This window comes from Deltaproteobacteria bacterium (assembly GCA_020848745.1).
GTDB lineage: Bacteria > Desulfobacterota > Binatia > UTPRO1 > UTPRO1 > UTPRO1.
The window spans coordinates 23,646-38,866 of record JADLHM010000115.1 but is presented as its reverse complement, the minus strand read 5'-3'; the positions used below and the strand labels follow the sequence as shown (position 1 = coordinate 38,866).

The window sequence follows — 15,221 nt, the reverse complement described above, 5'->3', positions numbered from 1 at the left end:
ATGCCTCGGATCGGAACTGGTGGGCTGCTTGACCGGTAGGCGTCGAGAGCGTACAGCAATCCTGTACCGGCGACTTACCTATGCCGAGAGAGACCACGTACACCCATGCGCGCGCAAACCTCGCTTCGCTGTGCGACGACGTGGCAAACTCCCGCGAGGCCGTGATCATCCATCGTCGCGGGGCTCGGAACGTGGCGCTCGTGGCGGCCGATGAGCTCGAGAGCCTCATCGAAACCGCCCACCTCCTTCGGTCTCCCAAGAACGTCAAGCGGCTGATCGCGGCTCTTCGGCGCGCCCAAGGCAAGAGGTTGAAGCCCCAGACGATCGACAAACTCAGACGGGACTTCGGCCTTGCCAAGGAAGGCTGAACGCCTCCCAGTATTCCAGCCGGAATTTCGTCAGGATCTTCGATGGTGGGTCGAGACTAACAGGCGCGTGGCGCTTCGTACGCTCGATCTCGTGGAGGCGGTGATGCGGGATCCTTTCCAAGGCATCGGGAAGCCTGAGCCGCTGAAATACGTTCTGGTGGGGGCATGGTCGCGCCGGATCACCGAAGAACACCGCCTGGTCTATACGGTGAGTGCGGATCGCGTCGATTTTCTGCAAGCGCGGTACCACTACTGAGGTCGGTCCACATTGGCCCTTCACGGGCACGTCGTGGAAGAGCGCGGATCTCGCGAACCGCCAGGCTGGCGTGAAGGACGACGCCACTCGCCTCAATTGAAAGCGCGTGCCCCCGTCGCTAGTATGCCTCGCTCATGGCGCACAAAGGGGCGACGCAGCAGCGGAATTCCGGGCGTCGCCGGGGCGGGCCGACGCCGGCGCCGACCCGCCTGCGGATCCCCGCGGCACGCACCGGCGGCCTCGAACGCGCCCTCTGGATCCTGACCGGGCTCTCGGCTGCGATCGCCCTCATCCAGCTCTATCTGCACGCGCAGCTCGCGGCGACCCACGGCTCGTACACGAGCTTCTGCAACGTCAACGCGGCGGTGAATTGCGACGCCGTGCTGATGAGCCCGTACAGCGTGCTGCTCGGCGTCCCGATGGCCGCATGGGGCTTCCTGAGCTACGTGACGCTCGCCGTTCTCCTGTATCGCCGCGGGCAGGCGGTCGGCGACGCCCGCTCGCACGCGAGCCTCCTGACGCTCGGGCTCGCGCTCTGGAACGTGGCCGTGTCCGTGTACATGGCGGGCATCTCGACGTTCGCGATCGGCGCCTTCTGCCTTCTCTGCGCCGCGATGTACCTGCTCGTGATCGCGACGGCCGTGCTCGTGTGGCGCCTCGTCCGCGTCGATCTGGCGCGGAGCGCCCGGCCCGTGCTCACATCGCGGCGCGCGCTCGGCGGCGTCGGCATCATCCTGGCGGGCATCGCCGTGATCGCCGCCCTGCACTTCGCCGCGCGGCCGATCTCGGGCGCGACCATGACGGCCGACGACGTGAAGGCGCGCGACCGTGAGTTCTTCGACTGGTACACGACGCTCCCGGTCACCACAGACCTCCCGCCGAGCACGCACGCCAAGGGCCCCGAGAGCGCCCCGCTCACGATCATCGAGTTTTCCGACTTCGAGTGCCCGGCCTGCGCCATGGCGTTTCGCGACCTCCACGAGCTCGCCGCGCGCCATCCGGACCGCGTACGCATCGTGTTCCACCACTTCCCGCTCGACGCGGATTGCAATCCGAACGTGACCACCCGCATGCACCGATCCGCCTGCCAGGCGGCGATCGCCGCCGAATGCGCCGCGCGCAGCGGCAAGTTCTGGGAGTATCACGACCTCCTCTTTCGCGGGCAGGACAAGCTCGGGCGCGATGATCTCGTCGCGAAGGCGGTCGGGCTCGGCATTCCGGCCGAGCAGTTCACCGCGTGTCTCGACGACCCGGCGGCGCGCTCACGCGTCCTCGCCGACGCGAACGCCGGCGGCCGACTTGGCGTCAAGTCGACCCCGACGTTGGTCATCAACGGCCGCAAAGTCGAGGGCGCGCTCGAGCGCAGCCGCTACGAGTACGTGATCGCCCTCGAACGCCGCGACTGACCCGAACCAGAGAAAGGACCCGTCATGGAACTCACCGAAGAGATGCGTTACCGCCTGTGCTACCTCACGCTTCGCCTCGCCATCGACCAGAAGCTCGAACGCGATTGGGGCAAGGGCGACTGCGGCGGCGTGCTCGCCTTTCTCGACCTCATGTCCGGTACGCATCTCACCGAGGAGCAGAAGCCCGGGGACGCTCGCCAGTACGTGAGTCAACGCGAGAAGCTCGAGGACTTTCTCGACGCGGAGTACGGAGAAGAGGTCCTGGCGGTTGTCCAGCGAGCCGTCAACGAGATCGTCTGAGCTGCCGCGGTCCGCGTGGGCGGCCGGCATCCAGCGCTGGTTGCCGGTCGTCGCGTGGGCCGCGTTCATCTCGTGGTTCTCGACCGACGCGTTCTCGGCGCGCTCGACGAACAGCTACATCGACCCGGTTCTCCGCTTCTTCTTCGGCGAGCTGACGCCGGCCGGGTTCCGGCTCGCGCACAGCATCATACGCAAGAGCGCGCACCTCACCGAGTACGCGATCCTCGGCGGGCTGATCTGCCGCGCCATGACCGAGCCCGGAGCGCGCATCTCGCGCGCGGTGGCGCTCAGAGCGGTCGCCTGTTGCGCCGCGTACGCCCTGCTCGACGAGGCGCACCAGGCGCTCGTGCCCAGCCGCACGGGCTCGGGCGTCGACGTGCTGATCGACACCACGGGCGCCGCGCTCGGCACGCTGATCTTCGCCCGCTGCCGCGGGCGCGGAGGGCCGGAACCGGATCAGTGACCGGTTTCGAGCGAGAGCTTCAATCCCTTCAAGCGGCGCACCTCGTCGCTGATCTTCGTGAGGCTCTCCAACACCCGGTTCACCTCGGCGGCCGCCCAATCCAGCTCGTCGTGCGAGACCTTTTCGAGGGCGCTGCGCAGCTGCGCGTACAGGCTCATCACACCGCCGATGCCCTCGACGCCGACTTCGGACATGCGCCGCTGTAGCTCACCGGAGAAGCGAAGGACGGCTTCGGCTTGTTCGAGCATCTGTTCCATCGGGGTGTTCCTCCTGAGCGGGGGTGTAGTGCGAGCGTTGGGAGACCAGACTTAACCCGGGCCCCTCTTGGCAGTCAACGAATGATTGCGGTATGCCCGCCGCGTGGCACGGACCTCGCGGTGGGCAATCGTCTTCGTGTGCTTCGCAACAGCATGCGCCAATGACAACGCGTCGACGCCGGCGCCCGCACCCGCCGCGGGGGGCGCCGTCATCGCGACGTACGACGACAAGAAGTTCACCACGGAGGACTTTCGCCGCGAGGTGGAGCGCCTTCCGCCGCGCTCGCGCGCGCAGCTCACGACGCCCGACCGCCGTCGCCAGTTCGTCGACAACTACATCCTGAACGAGCTGCTCGCGGAGCAGGGGCGCGCCAAGGGCTACGACCGCGACCCCGACATCGTCCGACAGATCGACGACCTCCGCCAACGCCTGGTCGTGCAGCGGGTGATGCGGGACTACCAGGAGGCGCCCGTCCTCAGCGACGCCGACATCAAGGCCTACTACGACCAGAATCAGCGCCTCTTCTCGGGCGCCCAGGTCCACGCGGCGCACATTCTCGTGAAGGACGAGGCGCTCGCGAAGCGACTGCGCGCCGAGCTCGACGCGGCGCCAGACAAGTTCGAGGAACTCGCCAAGACCAACTCGACCGACACCGCGACCGCGGCGCGCGGCGGCGATCTCGGCTTCTTCGGGCAAGGCCGGATGGTGGCGGAGTTCGAACGCGCGGCGTTCGCCCTCGACAAGCCCGGCGACCTGAGCCAGGTCATCCAGAGCCCCTTCGGCTACCACATCATCAAGCTGATCGAGCGCAAGGACGGTCCCGCCAAGCCCTTCGAGGACGTGAAGGAGCGCATCCGGGTGGCGCTCACCAACCAGCGCCGGCAGGAGCTGGTGACGCAGCGGTTCGACAAGGTGAAGGCGGACGCGAAGATCACGGTGGACGAGGACGCGCTCGCCAAGGTCGAGCTACCGAACCCTCCCCCGGGCGCGAACGCCGCTCCCGAGATCACGGGGCACTGAGCCGCGCACTCAGCGCCTGACGGGCTCGGTCGGCGCGTGGCGGTGCAGGCCGCCCCGCGGGCCCTTGCCGGGCTCGAGCGTCGTTCGGGAGGCGTGGTGAGCGTCGGTCCCGGCGGCGCCCCAGCGGTCGCTCGATCCGTCCTCGTACCACTGCGTCGCCTGCCAGGGCAGGTCACCCGGCGCCGTGGGATTCCACGCCAGGAACTCGAAGCTCACGAACTCGCCGTTCGGAACGCGCCCGCCCTTCCATTCGACGCGCGCCGCGCCGATCGGAAAGGGCTCGTAGCGGCCTTCCCACCCGGGCTTCGCCTCGACGGCGATGACGTCCATCCCCTTCGGGAGGCGCACCTCGACGCGCACGGTCGGCGACTCCTTCTCGGTCGGAACGAGGACGGTATAGCGCTCCCACCCGCCCGCCTGACTTTTCGCGGGCAACACGACGACGTGGGCGCCGGCGAGCGGCGGCGCGAGGAGCACGAGGACGAGCGCGAGGACGGCACGCATGGCGCGCGACATGCCACGCGCGCTCCGAGTGCACAAGACGGGCGCCGCGGCGGTGGTATCGCACTTCTTCTGTACGCGGCAGAGCAATCGGTGGCAGCAGGCAGGCGGGTCGGGGATGGCTCCCCGCGGCGCCGTTCGGGTCCGAGGCCTCGGACCGCGCGTTGCCCGACCCTCCGGCGCCATGCATGATCCGACCCGATGTCCTTACCCGCGCGCGCCAACGCCGTCGCCGTCGTGCAGCGCCTGCGCGACGCGGGATTCCAGGCGCTTCTCGCGGGAGGATGCGTGCGCGACGAGCTGCTCGGGCGTACACCCAAGGACTACGACGTGGCGACCGACGCACCGGCAGCGAGCGTGCTCGGGCTCTTCGCCGGCAGCCTCCCGGTCGGCGCCCAGTTCGGCGTCGTGCTGGTGCCGTCGGGCGCCGACCGCGTCGAGGTCGCGACCTTCCGCCGCGACGGCGTCTACCTCGACTCGCGCCACCCGGTCACGGTGACGTTCGGGAGTGCGCGCGAGGACGCCGCGCGCCGGGACTTCACCATCAACGGGATGTTCCTCGACCCGATCGAGGAACGCGTGATCGACTACGTCGGCGGCCGCGAGGATCTCGCCCGCGGCATCGTCCGCGCGATCGGCGACCCCGCCGACCGACTCGACGAGGACAAGCTCCGGATGCTGCGCGCGGTGCGCATCGCCGCGCGCCTCGGCTTCGAGATCGAGGCGCGAACCTGGGACACCATCCGCCGCGAGGCGCCGCTCATCGACCGCATCGCCTGGGAACGGATCGGCGAGGAGATCCGCATGATCCTCTGCGAAGGACCGGCGCGGCGCGGCTTCGAGCTGCTGCACGCCTCGGGACTGCTCGCGGCGATCGTCCCCGAGCTGCTCGCGATGCGGGGGGTCGCGCAGACGCCGATCCATCACCCCGAAGGCGACGTCTGGACGCATACGCTCCTCGTGATCGAGCAGCTGCGCGCGCCGACCGAGACCCTCGCGCTCGGCGCCCTCCTGCACGACGTGGCGAAGCCCTCCTGCGCCGGGCGCAAGAGCACGGCCGAGAGCGAGCGCATCACCTTCTACGGGCACCCGGAGCGCGGCGCCGAGATGGCGGTCGCGATCTGCCAACGCCTGAAGCGGAGCCGCGCGGTCTGGGAGCGCGTCGCGTACCTGGTCCGCAACCACCTGCGGCTGGTGAGCGCTCCGCAGATGCGCCGCTCGACGCTCACCCGTTTCCTGCGCGAGGACGGCATCGACGAGCTCCTCGAGCTCGCCCGCATGGACGCCACGGCCTCGAGCGGCGACCTCCGGTACTGGGAGTTCTGCCGCGCGAAGCTCGCGAGCCTCTCCGCCGAGCAGATGCACCCGCCGGCGCTCGTGACCGGGCGGGACCTGATCGCGATCGGCCTCGCGCCCGGCCCGCGCTTCAGCGAAATCCTCCAGGCCGTCGAGGAGCAGCAGCTCGAAGGCGCGCTCGCCGACCGCGAGGCCGCGCTCGCCTGGGTCCGCGCCCACTACGCCTGACGCGCACCGCCGCGACGATCCACTGGTTTCGGCTGTACGGGCCTCATGGAACGCCGTGGACCATTCCGGCCCAGAATAGGAAGTAGCCCCGAGCGCGCGGGATTCGGTTGACACTTCGCGAGGCAGCGTGGAACGGTCGAATCCGAACGCAGTAGCGGGGTCGGCCTCCGGTCGGTTGGGCCCCTGGAGCCGTACGATGCGTCACTCTCACGGAATCCAGCACGCGGTTCTCGGCGTCGTGTCCTGCAACCCGGAAGGCATCCACGGCTATGCGGCCCGCGCCGAGCTCGCTTGGCTCGACGAGGTCGCGAAGCGGCTCCAAGACCGCTACGGAGCTTCGGCCTCGGCATGATCGAGTTCCGGAAAGTCACGAAGATCTTCGGCAGCGGCGACACCGCCGTCCGCGCCGTCGACGATCTCTCCTTCATCATCGAGCGCGGCGACTTCTGGTCGCTCATGGGGCCGAGCGGCTCGGGCAAGAGCACCGTGCTGCACCTGATCGCCGGGCTCACCACGCCGACGAGCGGCGCGGTCCTCGTCGAAGGCCGCGACGTTGCCCGCATGACCAGCAAGGAGGCTGCCGAGCTCCGGCGCCGCCGGGTCGGGTACGTGCTCCAGACCTTCAACCTTCTGCCCTTCCTCACCGCCGAGGAGAACGTCGGCATGCCGCTCGTCCTCGACAACGTGCCGCAACGCGAGGTCGACCGGCGCGTCGTCGAGGCCCTCGAGCTCGTGAAGATGGCCCACCGCGCCAAGCACCACCCGACCACGCTCTCCGGCGGCGAGCAGCAGCGGGTCGCCATCGCGCGCGCCCTGGTCATCAATCCCGCGATCGTCCTCGCCGACGAGCCCACCGGCAACCTCGACCGCGCCAACGGCCGCGCCGTCATGGATCTCATGGCCGATCTCAACGAGCGGCTCGGCGTGACCATTCTGCTCGTCACCCACGACCCGGTCTTCGCGGCGATGGCAAAGCGGGTGCTCCGCCTGGTCGACGGTGCGCTCGAGCACACGACGGACTTCGACGAGGACGACGAGGCGCTGGCGGCGAGCGAGCGAGGCATGGCTGGTTGACGTCGCTGGTAGCGTGAGCACGCGGCCGTCGGGGTGGACGGCTCCAGCGGAAACCGTGCTTTGACGCTTGCCGACACGCCACCTATGGTCCCTCCGTGCTGCGTCTTCTCCGCCTGATCAGCTACCCGCAGCTTCGCGCCAGCTGGGGGCGAACACTGCTGGTGGTCGGCGGGATCGCGACCGGCGTCTCCTTGATCGTCGCGATCAACATCATCAACACGAGCGTCCTCGCGAACTTCCAGCGGACGATCGACTTGATGGCCGGACCCGCGCAACTCCAGGTGACGCTCGGGGTCGGGGAGGTCGGGTTCCCCGAGTCCCTCGTGGAACAGGTCCGGGGCGTCGAGGACGTCGTCGCCTCCGTCCCGCTCGTCCGCGGCACGATCGCGCTCGCCAAGGATCCGGACGACGCGCTCCAGCTCTTCGGTGCCGACCTGACGGCCGAGGAGGAGCTCCAGCGCTACCAGATCGATCCCGCGAACCGAGCTGACATCCTGCGCCGCTTGGCCGATCCGCGCGCACTCCTCCTGACGACGGCCTTCGCTGAACGGCACGGCATCCGAGTCGGAGACGTCGTCCAGGTCACGACGCCGCGGCTCGAGAGCCTCACCGTCGCCGGGCTGCTCGAGGTCCATGGCCTCGCCGCCGCGCTCGACGGCGCCCTCGCCGTCATGGATCTGCCGGCGGCGCAGATGTTGCTCGACAAGACGGGGCGGGTCGATCAGATCGACGTCGTCGTCGCTCCGGACAAGAGCGTGACCGACGTGCAGAAACGCGTGGCTTCGGTCGTGCCGGAGACCCTGAGCGTTTCCCGTCCGGAGCAGCGCAGTGCCAACTACGAACGCATCGTCAGCGCCTTCCAGGCGATGTTGACGGGGCTGAGCGCCCTCTGCCTCGTGGTCGGCGTCTTCATCATCTACAACACCACGTCGACGGGTGCCGTACGGCGGGCCGCCGTGATGGGCGAGCTGCGCGTGACGGGCGCGACGGAAGGCGTCCTGTTTCGCTTGCTCATGCTGGAGGCGGCTCTCCTCGGCGGCATCGGCTCGCTCTTGGGGGTCGCGTACGGCATCGGCCTCGCGCACCTGCTGACGGGCATGGTGTCGGACTCCATGGGGGTCATCTTCCAGCTCCGTTTCCCGGTCGAGTCGCTCGCCATCGATCTCCGGCACGTCGCCGCCATCCTCTCGCTCGGCATCGGAACCGCCTGCTTCGCGTCCTATTTCGCGGCCCGGCGCATGTCCCGCGTCGATCCGGCGGACATCATTCGCGGCCGCACCCGAACCGAGTCGGGACACTTCGACTCACGCCGGCTTCTGCTCTGGTGGAGCGCCATGATCGCGGCCAGCGGCATCGCCCTCTACGCACAGGTACGCCTCAAGTCGTTCGCGTGGGGCAATCTCGGCTCGAACCTCTGGAACGCGTCGGCGGTGGTGCTCGCGGTTCCGCTCGTCGCGTGGTCGGCGCGCCTGTTCTCCCTCTTGCTTCCACGGGCGTTCGGAGCGTCGGGCCGCATGGCCGCCGAGGGTGTCTTTCGCTCGCCGATGCGAACCGGGCTCACCGTCGCGGCGGTAGCGGGTGTGTTGACGCTCGCCGTGACCGTATCCTCGCTGAGCGTCAGCTTCCAGCGCTCGGTCACGAGCTACTACCGCGAAGGCGGATTCTTACCGGGGGATCTCGTCGTGAGCGCGACCACGACCGAGGGCGGCTGGCTCGAGACGCCGCTTCCGCCCGAAGTCGTCGTCGGGTTGTCGGAGGTTCCGGGCGTCGCTGCGGCCGAGGCCTGGCGAGCGATCCCCGGACAAGTGTTCCGCGACGAGCGCGTGGCGCTCTTCGGGCTCGGAGAGCGCTTCATCGATGCCCGCCGCTACGGTGCGCGCTGGTACCGCGAAGGTGATCCCGCCGCCGCCGCCGCCGCGCTGCGAAGCGGGACCGGAGCGAACGTGTCGTCGGCCATGGCCGAGCGCTTCGACCTGCACGTCGGCGACGCGTTGACGCTCGACACGCCGACGGGGCCGTTGACCCTTCCGATCGTCGGCGTCGTCCGCGACTACATCTCCGACCGCGGCGCCGTCATCGTGAATCGCAACGTCCTCACCACCCGCTGGCTCGAGCCTGGGGTGAGCCGGGTCCACCTCTTCCTCACGCCGAACGCCGACCCGGCCGCGGTTCGCCAGGCCGTCACCGCGCACCTCGGCGCCCGATACCGTCTGAAGATCGTCACGATGCCCCAGGTGATCCGCTACCTCGACGACAAGGTGAAGGAGGCGTTCGCGTTCACGGATGCGATCCAGCTCTTGGTGATCATCGTGACCGTCGCAGGGATTTTCGATCTGCTGCTCGCCCGCATCGTGGAGCGCCAGCGAGAGCTCGCGCTCTGGCGGGTGATCGGCGCCGACGACGGGACCGTGCGGCGGACGATCGTGCTCGAGTCCGCCACGATCGGAGGGCTCGGCACCCTGCTCGGTGTCCCCGTCGGCCTCATCACGTCGTGGATGTGGGTGGCCATCAACTACCGCTACCTCCTCGGGTATGACCTCGATTTTCACGTTGCGCTCTCGACGGTTGCCCTGTCGGTTGGCATCGTCCTCCTCATGACGCTCGCCACCGGGTATTTCGCGGCCCGCTACGCCACCCAGGAACCCATCTTGCAGGGCATCCGCGCAGACTGAATCGCATCGATGCTGATCGCCGCCGTCGAGCACCGACTGCTCTCACGCACGATCACGAATCAGTGGATTCTGGATCGCATCCGAGCCGAGAATGCGGCGCTGTTGCCGCCGTCCGAGCTGGCGCGGCTCGTAGCGCAGGTCGAGAGCCTCTTGAGCATCGGCGGTACGAAGGTGCGCTGCCAGCTGGCCGACGGGGAGAGCGCGATCGCGCTCGCGGTCGACGCGGCTCGCGCGGCGCTCGCGCGCGCCGCAAGCGCATTCTGATCCTGAATGCCGCGCCTCCGGCGGGGACAGCGCATCCTGGCCGGCGTCGGCGCGGCCGGGCTCACCGTCGGATACGCGACCTTCACGTACTGAGTCGGGCCGCACGCTCGTCCTTCGTCGGCACCATCGGCTTTTCAGTGGGTTTGCCGCTTGAAAGCCTCGCTGGGCCGATCCTCTGGTACGACGCACGGCCGCACCTCCTCTCTTATGCGTCTTGGCGTGTAGTCGGGGCTTGCCAACGCCCGAGCCACTCAGGCATCCTTGGCGGACTCTCGCTTCGCCGGAGCGCCCCCCCATGCCTCGTGCCGTCCGCCTATTGCTGGTCCTCGCCCTTGGTCTGTGCGCCGTCCCGGTGGCCGCATTCCACTACATCACGCCGCCGCTCGTGCAGATTCCGCCGGTCGGAAACGACCCCGGCACGATCCGGAATCCGTCCTGGGGCGGCCTTCGCTATGTCCTCTTCGACAGCGATGCCGATCTCCTGGCCAATGGCAGCACCGGCCGGCAGATCTTCCTGTTCGATCTTCAGACCCGCGACGTCCAGGGAGTCCTCGCGCTCACCCAGCTCACCACCGCCGCCGCCGACGACAATCAGCGCGGGCGTACCGGTCGGAAAGCAGTCACGGTCGTGTACGACGCCCGGCTCGGCGGCATCGGGGCGCGCCAGCTCATGCTGCTCGATCGCCACACGGGCGCGCATCATCAGTTGACGAACGGCAGCGGCGACAGCACGAACGCCAGGATCGACGACGGCGAGCGGGTCGTCGTCTTCGAGTCGGCGGCCGACTTCTTCGGCAGCGGCGCGGGCGGCACGCAGATCTACCGCCTCGATCTCCGCAAGGCGCTGCTCGGGTGCCCGTTTCCCTGTGCGGCGAGCGGCAACGCCGGCCTCACCCAGCTCACCAACAAGACCGGCAACAACCGCAACGCCGTCACCAGCAACAGCGGTAAGTTCATCTACTTCCAATCGGATGCGGATCTCCTGAACATCGGCCAGACCGAGAACCAGATCTACCTGTACGACAACCGCGGTCAGGGACTTTCGATCGTGAGCCACGGGCCCGGGGCCTCCCGCACTCCGACGGTGACGCGCGACGGCGGTCGGCTCGTGTTCGAGTCCGAGGCGGATCTCACCGGCCTCGCGACTGGCGGCACGCAGCTCTTCCTCTATCGACGCAACAAAGCGACGCTCCGCCAGCTCACCACTTCGCCCGGCGGCAGCAGCACCTCCCCGTCCATGTCGAGCAACGGCCACGCCGTCGCGTTCCTGTCCCCCGACGATCTGCTCAACAACTCCAGCGTCGGTCCGGAGCTCTACTCCTACGACCTCAAAAAGAACGTCATCGTGCAGGTCACCGACGCCCCCGCGAACATCAGCGCTCCCGCCTACGCTTCGGGCGTGTTCACCGTCTTCCTCGCCGACGGCGACCTCGCCGGGAACGGCAGCCCGGGCACGCAGCTCTTGCTGACGAACCTCTTCGCGCTCGCCGGCCAGATCGTCCCGTAACCCCGTGCACCGGACCGGCGACGCTCAGTAGCGGTCGCGCAGCTGCTGCGGCACCGTGTTCTTCTTGATGATGCGGGCGTAGATCTGCCCGCTCCGGCGGAGCTTGCGCCGCTGCTTGACCGGGTCGTAGCCGAAGAGCCCGAACCTCGGGGCGAGACCGAGCGCCCACTCGAAGTTGTCGACGAGCGACCAGTGGAAGTAGCCGCGGACGTCGAGCCCGTTCGTGATCTCCTCCTCGACGACCCGGAGATGGTTCACGAGGTAGCCGCGCCGCTGTTGGTCGTCTGCGTCGGCCATGCCGTTCTCGGTCACGTAGAGCGGGAGCCCGTAGCCCGCGGCGGTGTTCAGGACGACCCGCAACCCTTCCGGGAACGTCTCCCATCCGAGGTCGCTGCATCCGGGCTGGCAGTTCTCGAAGGCGGTGGTCGGCAAGAAGTCGAAGAGCGGCACCACCGGCGTCACCGGCCCGCCGAGGCCGAGCGCCTTCCCGCGGAAATAGTAGTTGACGCCGATGAAGTCTGCCTTGCCGACGTACTCCGGGTGGTGCTCGCCGGAATCGATCGCGCCGTTCACGTTCGCGTCCACGTCGCCGTGGATCGTCGCGTTCAGCCAGACCCGGTTGTAGATGTAATCGGCGTGCTGCGCGGCCGTGATGTCGACCGCCTGCCCCGCGCGCTGGGGTACGAAATAGACCATGTTGTGGACCAGGCCGATGCGCGCGGGATCGGCATCGCCGTCCGCGTCCACGGTGTCCCAGAGCTTCACCGCGTCGTAGGCCGCCGCGTGGCCGGCGACCTCGTTCAGGATGACGGCGAGCGCTCCCGAGAAGCTGAACGCCCCCGGAGGGAAGTACGCCGCCAGCGCGCCGGGAATGTTCGCGTAGCCGCTCACCGCGACGACGATCGGCTCGTTCAGCGGCGTCCAGAAGTCGATCTGGTCGCCGAATTTCCACGCGACGTACGCCGCGTACTTCGCGAGCTCCGGGACGGTCGCGGCGTCGAGCCACCCCGCCGGTCCGAACCCGCTCGGCGGCGGAGCACTGGGATCGGTGCCGGCGAGCGCGTCGCGCGCCGCGATCGGGTCGTGAATCCAGAGCGGCAACGTGAAGTGGACGAGGGTCACGAAGGGCGTGAGCCCGCGCGCGCGGATCTCGTCGAAGACGGCGCGGTAGCGCCCGACCGCCGTCTGATCGGCGAGCGCGTCGAGCTGCTGGAGCACCGGGAGCGTGATGCCGCCGCTCGCGTCGACGCCCGCCGTGGAACTCGGGAAGATCCGGCTCCACTCGATGCCGAGTCGGAAGGCGTTGTTGCGCAAGCGCTTCTGCGCGAGCTTCAAGTCGCCGGGATAACGATCCCAGAAGCCGGGACCGTTCTCGGGAAGATCGCCGCTCACGAAGTCGCTCGTGATGTTGGTCGGATCGTGGACCCACACCCACCAGTCGGACCCGGGATCACCGTTCGCGGGCACCCCGCCCGCCTCCGTCTGGAAGCCGCTGATCGCGGTTCCCCAGAGGAATCCGGGAGGGAAATCGGCGCGCGCCGAAACGGATACGAGCAGCAGAAGCACGGCAACCATCACCTGCGGGGCGCGAAGGGTCATAGCGGGAGCCTCCTCGAAGAGGACCGGACCCTAACCGAGAGCCGCCGCGTCGGACAAGCACGCGGGGGCGGCACCCGACCCACCCGCCTCACGGGCCGCCCCCCCGCCGCCCCGGCCCGCTTGCCGCGCCCGCGCCGGCGCGCTACCCCGACTGCCACCCCGAGGAGGACGCCATGGCACGCCGCAAGACGAAGACCCGCACGATCGCCGCCAGGAAGGCCGCCGCCAAGAAGGCGCCGAAACGACCCGTCGCGACGAAACCCCGCAAACGCGCCGCCGTCCGGGCGGCGCGAAAGCCGAAGCCGGCCCGCACGGTCGACCCGACCGCGGCGATGCGCGCCCTCGCGCAGCACATCGTCGACGTCTCGCTCGGCGACGACGACGAGGCCATCCTCGCGCTCTACGCCGACGACGTCGAATCGAGCGAAGCCGGCGGTCTGCCCGCGATCGGCAAGGACGCACTCCGCGCCAAGTTCGCCGGGTGGCGCAGCATGACCACCGAGACCGCCTTCGAGCCGCGCCGGATCATGGTCGACGGCAACGTCATCGTGATCGAGTGGCTCGGGCGGGCGACGCTCGCGGCGTCCGGGCGCCGAGCCGAGCTGCACGAGGTCGCCGTGCACGAGATCCGCGACGGCAAGATCGCACGCGAGGCGTTCTTCTACGATCCCACGGCGCTCGCCTGAATGCCGGCCTCGCGCGAGCAGACGCTCCGAATCAACGACGCGACCTCCGCGGCGTGGAACGCGCACGATGCCGGCGCGGTGGCGGAGGTCTTCGCGATGGCCGGACTCCTCGCGCAGCTCGGGGTCGGGTGATCGGCGCACGGGTCGGGATGCTGCTCGCGCTCGCGCTCGGCCCGGCGCTCGCCGGACCCGCGCGGGCGGCGGACGCGCCGTACACGGCGCTCGCCCGTGACGTCGTCGGCACGGGGCAAGGGGTCTACGCGGTGGCCGAGGACGGCACCGTACTCGCGTCGGAGGCCGTTGCGCGGGCGGTCCATCCCGCGTCGGTCACGAAGATCGCGACGACGTTGGCCCTCCTCGAACGCCTCGGTCCCGACCACCGCTTCACCACCCGCATCCTCGCCGACGGCGAGGTCACAGGCGGCGTGCTCCGCGGCGACCTCGTGGTCGCGGCAGGCGGGGACCCCTTCCTCGTCGACGAGGGTGCGGCGCTCATCCTCCGTCGCCTGCACGCGCTCGGCGTTCGCCGCGTCACGGGTCGGCTCGTCGTGCGCGGGTCGCTCCTCTTCGACTGGCAACGCGATCCTACGGGCCGTGCCCTCGCCCGCGCCCTCGGCGGCGCCATCACGAAGTGGCCGACCGCACCCGACTGGCCGTCGCTCCGCGCCGCCGCACTCGCCTTCGGAGGTGTACCGCACGCCGAGTGGAGCGCCGCGCCGACGGCGCTCGTCGAGTATCGCTCGCCGCCGCTGCTCGCGATCGTGAAGGCCTTGAACGGCTATTCCAACAACGTCTTCCACTTCGCCGCCGACGCGATCGGCGGCGCGGCCGCCGTGCAGGCGGCGGCGCGCGCCGCGGTGCCGCCCGAGTTCCGCGGCGAGATCCTCATCGAGAACGGCGCCGGCGCCGGCACCGTGAACCGCATCAGCCCGCGGGCGGCGGTGGCGTTGCTGGAAGCGCTCCGCCGGAAGGTCGCGAGCCTCGGGCGCGACCTCACGGCGGTGCTGCCCGTGTCGGGGATCGACCCCGGGACGCTGCGCGAACGTCTCCTCGAACCGCCGGCCGGCCGCGGGCTGGTGGTCGGCAAGACCGGCACCTACGGCTCGGAGGGCGCCTCGGGACTCGCGGGAGCGCTCCGCACGGCGCATCACGGTGTCGTCACCTTCGCCATCCTGAATCGCGGCGTGCCGGTGCCCGAGGCGCGCCGGCGCCAGGACGCGCTCGTCGGAGCGCTCGCCGTGGCCCTCGGCGCGGAGCCCTGGCCGTACGACCGAGCGGCCACGCCCGTTTTCGATCAGGCCGAGGTCCGCTGACGTCGCCGCC

General features: G+C 69.5%; 17 protein-coding genes. 14 read left to right on the top strand and 3 right to left on the bottom strand.

Annotated features, from left to right (window positions below):
• The first annotated feature begins 80 nt into the window (after nucleotides 1-80).
• From IT293_17740 to IT293_17720, 5 genes are all read left to right on the top strand, one after another.
• Entirely contained in the window at nucleotides 81-368 is a 288-nt protein-coding gene (locus IT293_17740; protein ID MCC6766507.1) for a type II toxin-antitoxin system Phd/YefM family antitoxin, read from the top strand.
• Nucleotides 352-624 (top strand): Txe/YoeB family addiction module toxin, encoded by a 273-nt coding sequence (locus IT293_17735; GenBank protein ID MCC6766506.1) that lies wholly within the window; start codon nucleotides 352-354, stop codon nucleotides 622-624. The genes IT293_17740 and IT293_17735 overlap by 17 nt, the downstream gene beginning before the upstream one ends.
• A gap of 134 nt (nucleotides 625-758) precedes the next feature.
• Nucleotides 759-2,030, top strand: a complete 1,272-nt coding sequence (locus tag IT293_17730) for a thioredoxin domain-containing protein (protein ID MCC6766505.1) — start codon at nucleotides 759-761, stop codon at nucleotides 2,028-2,030.
• Between the two features lie 24 nt (nucleotides 2,031-2,054).
• The gene (locus IT293_17725) at nucleotides 2,055-2,330 is read left to right on the top strand and encodes a hypothetical protein (protein ID MCC6766504.1); all 276 of its coding nucleotides are present in this window, start codon (nucleotides 2,055-2,057) and stop codon (nucleotides 2,328-2,330) included.
• A gap of 40 nt (nucleotides 2,331-2,370) precedes the next feature.
• Nucleotides 2,371-2,793: a VanZ family protein gene (locus tag IT293_17720; protein MCC6766503.1), complete on the top strand. Its 423-nt coding sequence runs from the start codon at nucleotides 2,371-2,373 to the stop codon at nucleotides 2,791-2,793.
• Here the strand turns inward: IT293_17720 and IT293_17715 are convergent.
• Nucleotides 2,787-3,050, bottom strand: a complete 264-nt coding sequence (locus IT293_17715; GenBank protein ID MCC6766502.1) for a hypothetical protein — start codon at nucleotides 3,048-3,050, stop codon at nucleotides 2,787-2,789. The genes IT293_17720 and IT293_17715 overlap by 7 nt on opposite strands.
• A 103-nt stretch (nucleotides 3,051-3,153) precedes the next feature.
• On the opposite strand from IT293_17715, the gene IT293_17710 reads away from it, so the two are divergent.
• Nucleotides 3,154-4,071, top strand: a complete 918-nt coding sequence (locus tag IT293_17710; GenBank protein ID MCC6766501.1) for a peptidylprolyl isomerase — start codon at nucleotides 3,154-3,156, stop codon at nucleotides 4,069-4,071.
• Nucleotides 4,072-4,080: 9 nt separating this feature from the next.
• On the opposite strand, the gene IT293_17705 is transcribed toward IT293_17710, so the two are convergent.
• Complete coding sequence (locus IT293_17705; protein MCC6766500.1) at nucleotides 4,081-4,575, bottom strand: DUF1775 domain-containing protein; 495 nt, start codon at nucleotides 4,573-4,575, stop codon at nucleotides 4,081-4,083.
• Between the two features lie 198 nt (nucleotides 4,576-4,773).
• On the opposite strand from IT293_17705, the gene IT293_17700 reads away from it, so the two are divergent.
• From IT293_17700 to IT293_17675, 6 genes are all read left to right on the top strand, one after another.
• The gene (locus tag IT293_17700; protein ID MCC6766499.1) at nucleotides 4,774-6,096 is read left to right on the top strand and encodes a CCA tRNA nucleotidyltransferase; all 1,323 of its coding nucleotides are present in this window, start codon (nucleotides 4,774-4,776) and stop codon (nucleotides 6,094-6,096) included.
• A 196-nt stretch (nucleotides 6,097-6,292) separates the two neighbouring features.
• Nucleotides 6,293-6,448, top strand: coding sequence for a hypothetical protein (locus IT293_17695; protein ID MCC6766498.1), 156 nt, complete (start codon nucleotides 6,293-6,295; stop codon nucleotides 6,446-6,448).
• Nucleotides 6,445-7,170, top strand: a complete 726-nt coding sequence (locus IT293_17690; protein ID MCC6766497.1) for an ABC transporter ATP-binding protein — start codon at nucleotides 6,445-6,447, stop codon at nucleotides 7,168-7,170. Before IT293_17695 ends, IT293_17690 begins: the two co-directional genes overlap by 4 nt.
• Before the next feature lie 95 nt (nucleotides 7,171-7,265).
• Nucleotides 7,266-9,842 carry an ABC transporter permease gene (locus IT293_17685; GenBank protein MCC6766496.1) on the top strand — a complete coding sequence of 859 codons (2,577 nt, stop codon included), beginning with the start codon at nucleotides 7,266-7,268 and terminating at the stop codon, nucleotides 9,840-9,842.
• A gap of 9 nt (nucleotides 9,843-9,851) precedes the next feature.
• Entirely contained in the window at nucleotides 9,852-10,106 is a 255-nt protein-coding gene (locus IT293_17680; protein MCC6766495.1) for a hypothetical protein, read from the top strand.
• A gap of 295 nt (nucleotides 10,107-10,401) precedes the next feature.
• Nucleotides 10,402-11,613, top strand: coding sequence for a PD40 domain-containing protein (locus IT293_17675; protein ID MCC6766494.1), 1,212 nt, complete (start codon nucleotides 10,402-10,404; stop codon nucleotides 11,611-11,613).
• Nucleotides 11,614-11,637: 24 nt separating this feature from the next.
• Here IT293_17675 and IT293_17670 read toward each other — a convergent pair whose 3' ends face one another.
• On the bottom strand, nucleotides 11,638-13,212 hold the full coding sequence (locus IT293_17670; protein MCC6766493.1) for a glycoside hydrolase family 1 protein: 1,575 nt from the start codon (nucleotides 13,210-13,212) through the stop codon (nucleotides 11,638-11,640).
• Nucleotides 13,213-13,385: 173 nt separating this feature from the next.
• On the opposite strand from IT293_17670, the gene IT293_17665 reads away from it, so the two are divergent.
• Both IT293_17665 and IT293_17660 read left to right on the top strand, forming a co-directional pair.
• Entirely contained in the window at nucleotides 13,386-13,898 is a 513-nt protein-coding gene (locus IT293_17665; GenBank protein MCC6766492.1) for a nuclear transport factor 2 family protein, read from the top strand.
• A 128-nt stretch (nucleotides 13,899-14,026) separates the two neighbouring features.
• The gene (locus tag IT293_17660; protein MCC6766491.1) at nucleotides 14,027-15,211 is read left to right on the top strand and encodes a D-alanyl-D-alanine carboxypeptidase; all 1,185 of its coding nucleotides are present in this window, start codon (nucleotides 14,027-14,029) and stop codon (nucleotides 15,209-15,211) included.
• Nucleotides 15,212-15,221 lie beyond the last annotated feature (10 nt).

What these genes read in the sequence shown, in the direction of transcription:
- IT293_17740 (MCC6766507.1), top strand. Translation starts at nt 81, where the DNA reads ATGCCGAGAGAGACCACGTACACCCATGCGCGCGCAAACCTCGCTTCG.
- IT293_17730 (MCC6766505.1), top strand. Translation starts at nt 759, where the DNA reads ATGGCGCACAAAGGGGCGACGCAGCAGCGGAATTCCGGGCGTCGCCGG.
- IT293_17725 (MCC6766504.1), top strand. Translation starts at nt 2,055, where the DNA reads ATGGAACTCACCGAAGAGATGCGTTACCGCCTGTGCTACCTCACGCTT.
- IT293_17715 (MCC6766502.1), bottom strand. Translation starts at nt 3,050, where the DNA reads ATGGAACAGATGCTCGAACAAGCCGAAGCCGTCCTTCGCTTCTCCGGT.
- IT293_17705 (MCC6766500.1), bottom strand. Translation starts at nt 4,575, where the DNA reads ATGCGTGCCGTCCTCGCGCTCGTCCTCGTGCTCCTCGCGCCGCCGCTC.
- IT293_17700 (MCC6766499.1), top strand. Translation starts at nt 4,774, where the DNA reads ATGTCCTTACCCGCGCGCGCCAACGCCGTCGCCGTCGTGCAGCGCCTG.
- IT293_17695 (MCC6766498.1), top strand. Translation starts at nt 6,293, where the DNA reads ATGCGTCACTCTCACGGAATCCAGCACGCGGTTCTCGGCGTCGTGTCC.
- IT293_17690 (MCC6766497.1), top strand. Translation starts at nt 6,445, where the DNA reads ATGATCGAGTTCCGGAAAGTCACGAAGATCTTCGGCAGCGGCGACACC.
- IT293_17680 (MCC6766495.1), top strand. Translation starts at nt 9,852, where the DNA reads ATGCTGATCGCCGCCGTCGAGCACCGACTGCTCTCACGCACGATCACG.
- IT293_17675 (MCC6766494.1), top strand. Translation starts at nt 10,402, where the DNA reads ATGCCTCGTGCCGTCCGCCTATTGCTGGTCCTCGCCCTTGGTCTGTGC.
- IT293_17670 (MCC6766493.1), bottom strand. Translation starts at nt 13,212, where the DNA reads ATGACCCTTCGCGCCCCGCAGGTGATGGTTGCCGTGCTTCTGCTGCTC.
- IT293_17665 (MCC6766492.1), top strand. Translation starts at nt 13,386, where the DNA reads ATGGCACGCCGCAAGACGAAGACCCGCACGATCGCCGCCAGGAAGGCC.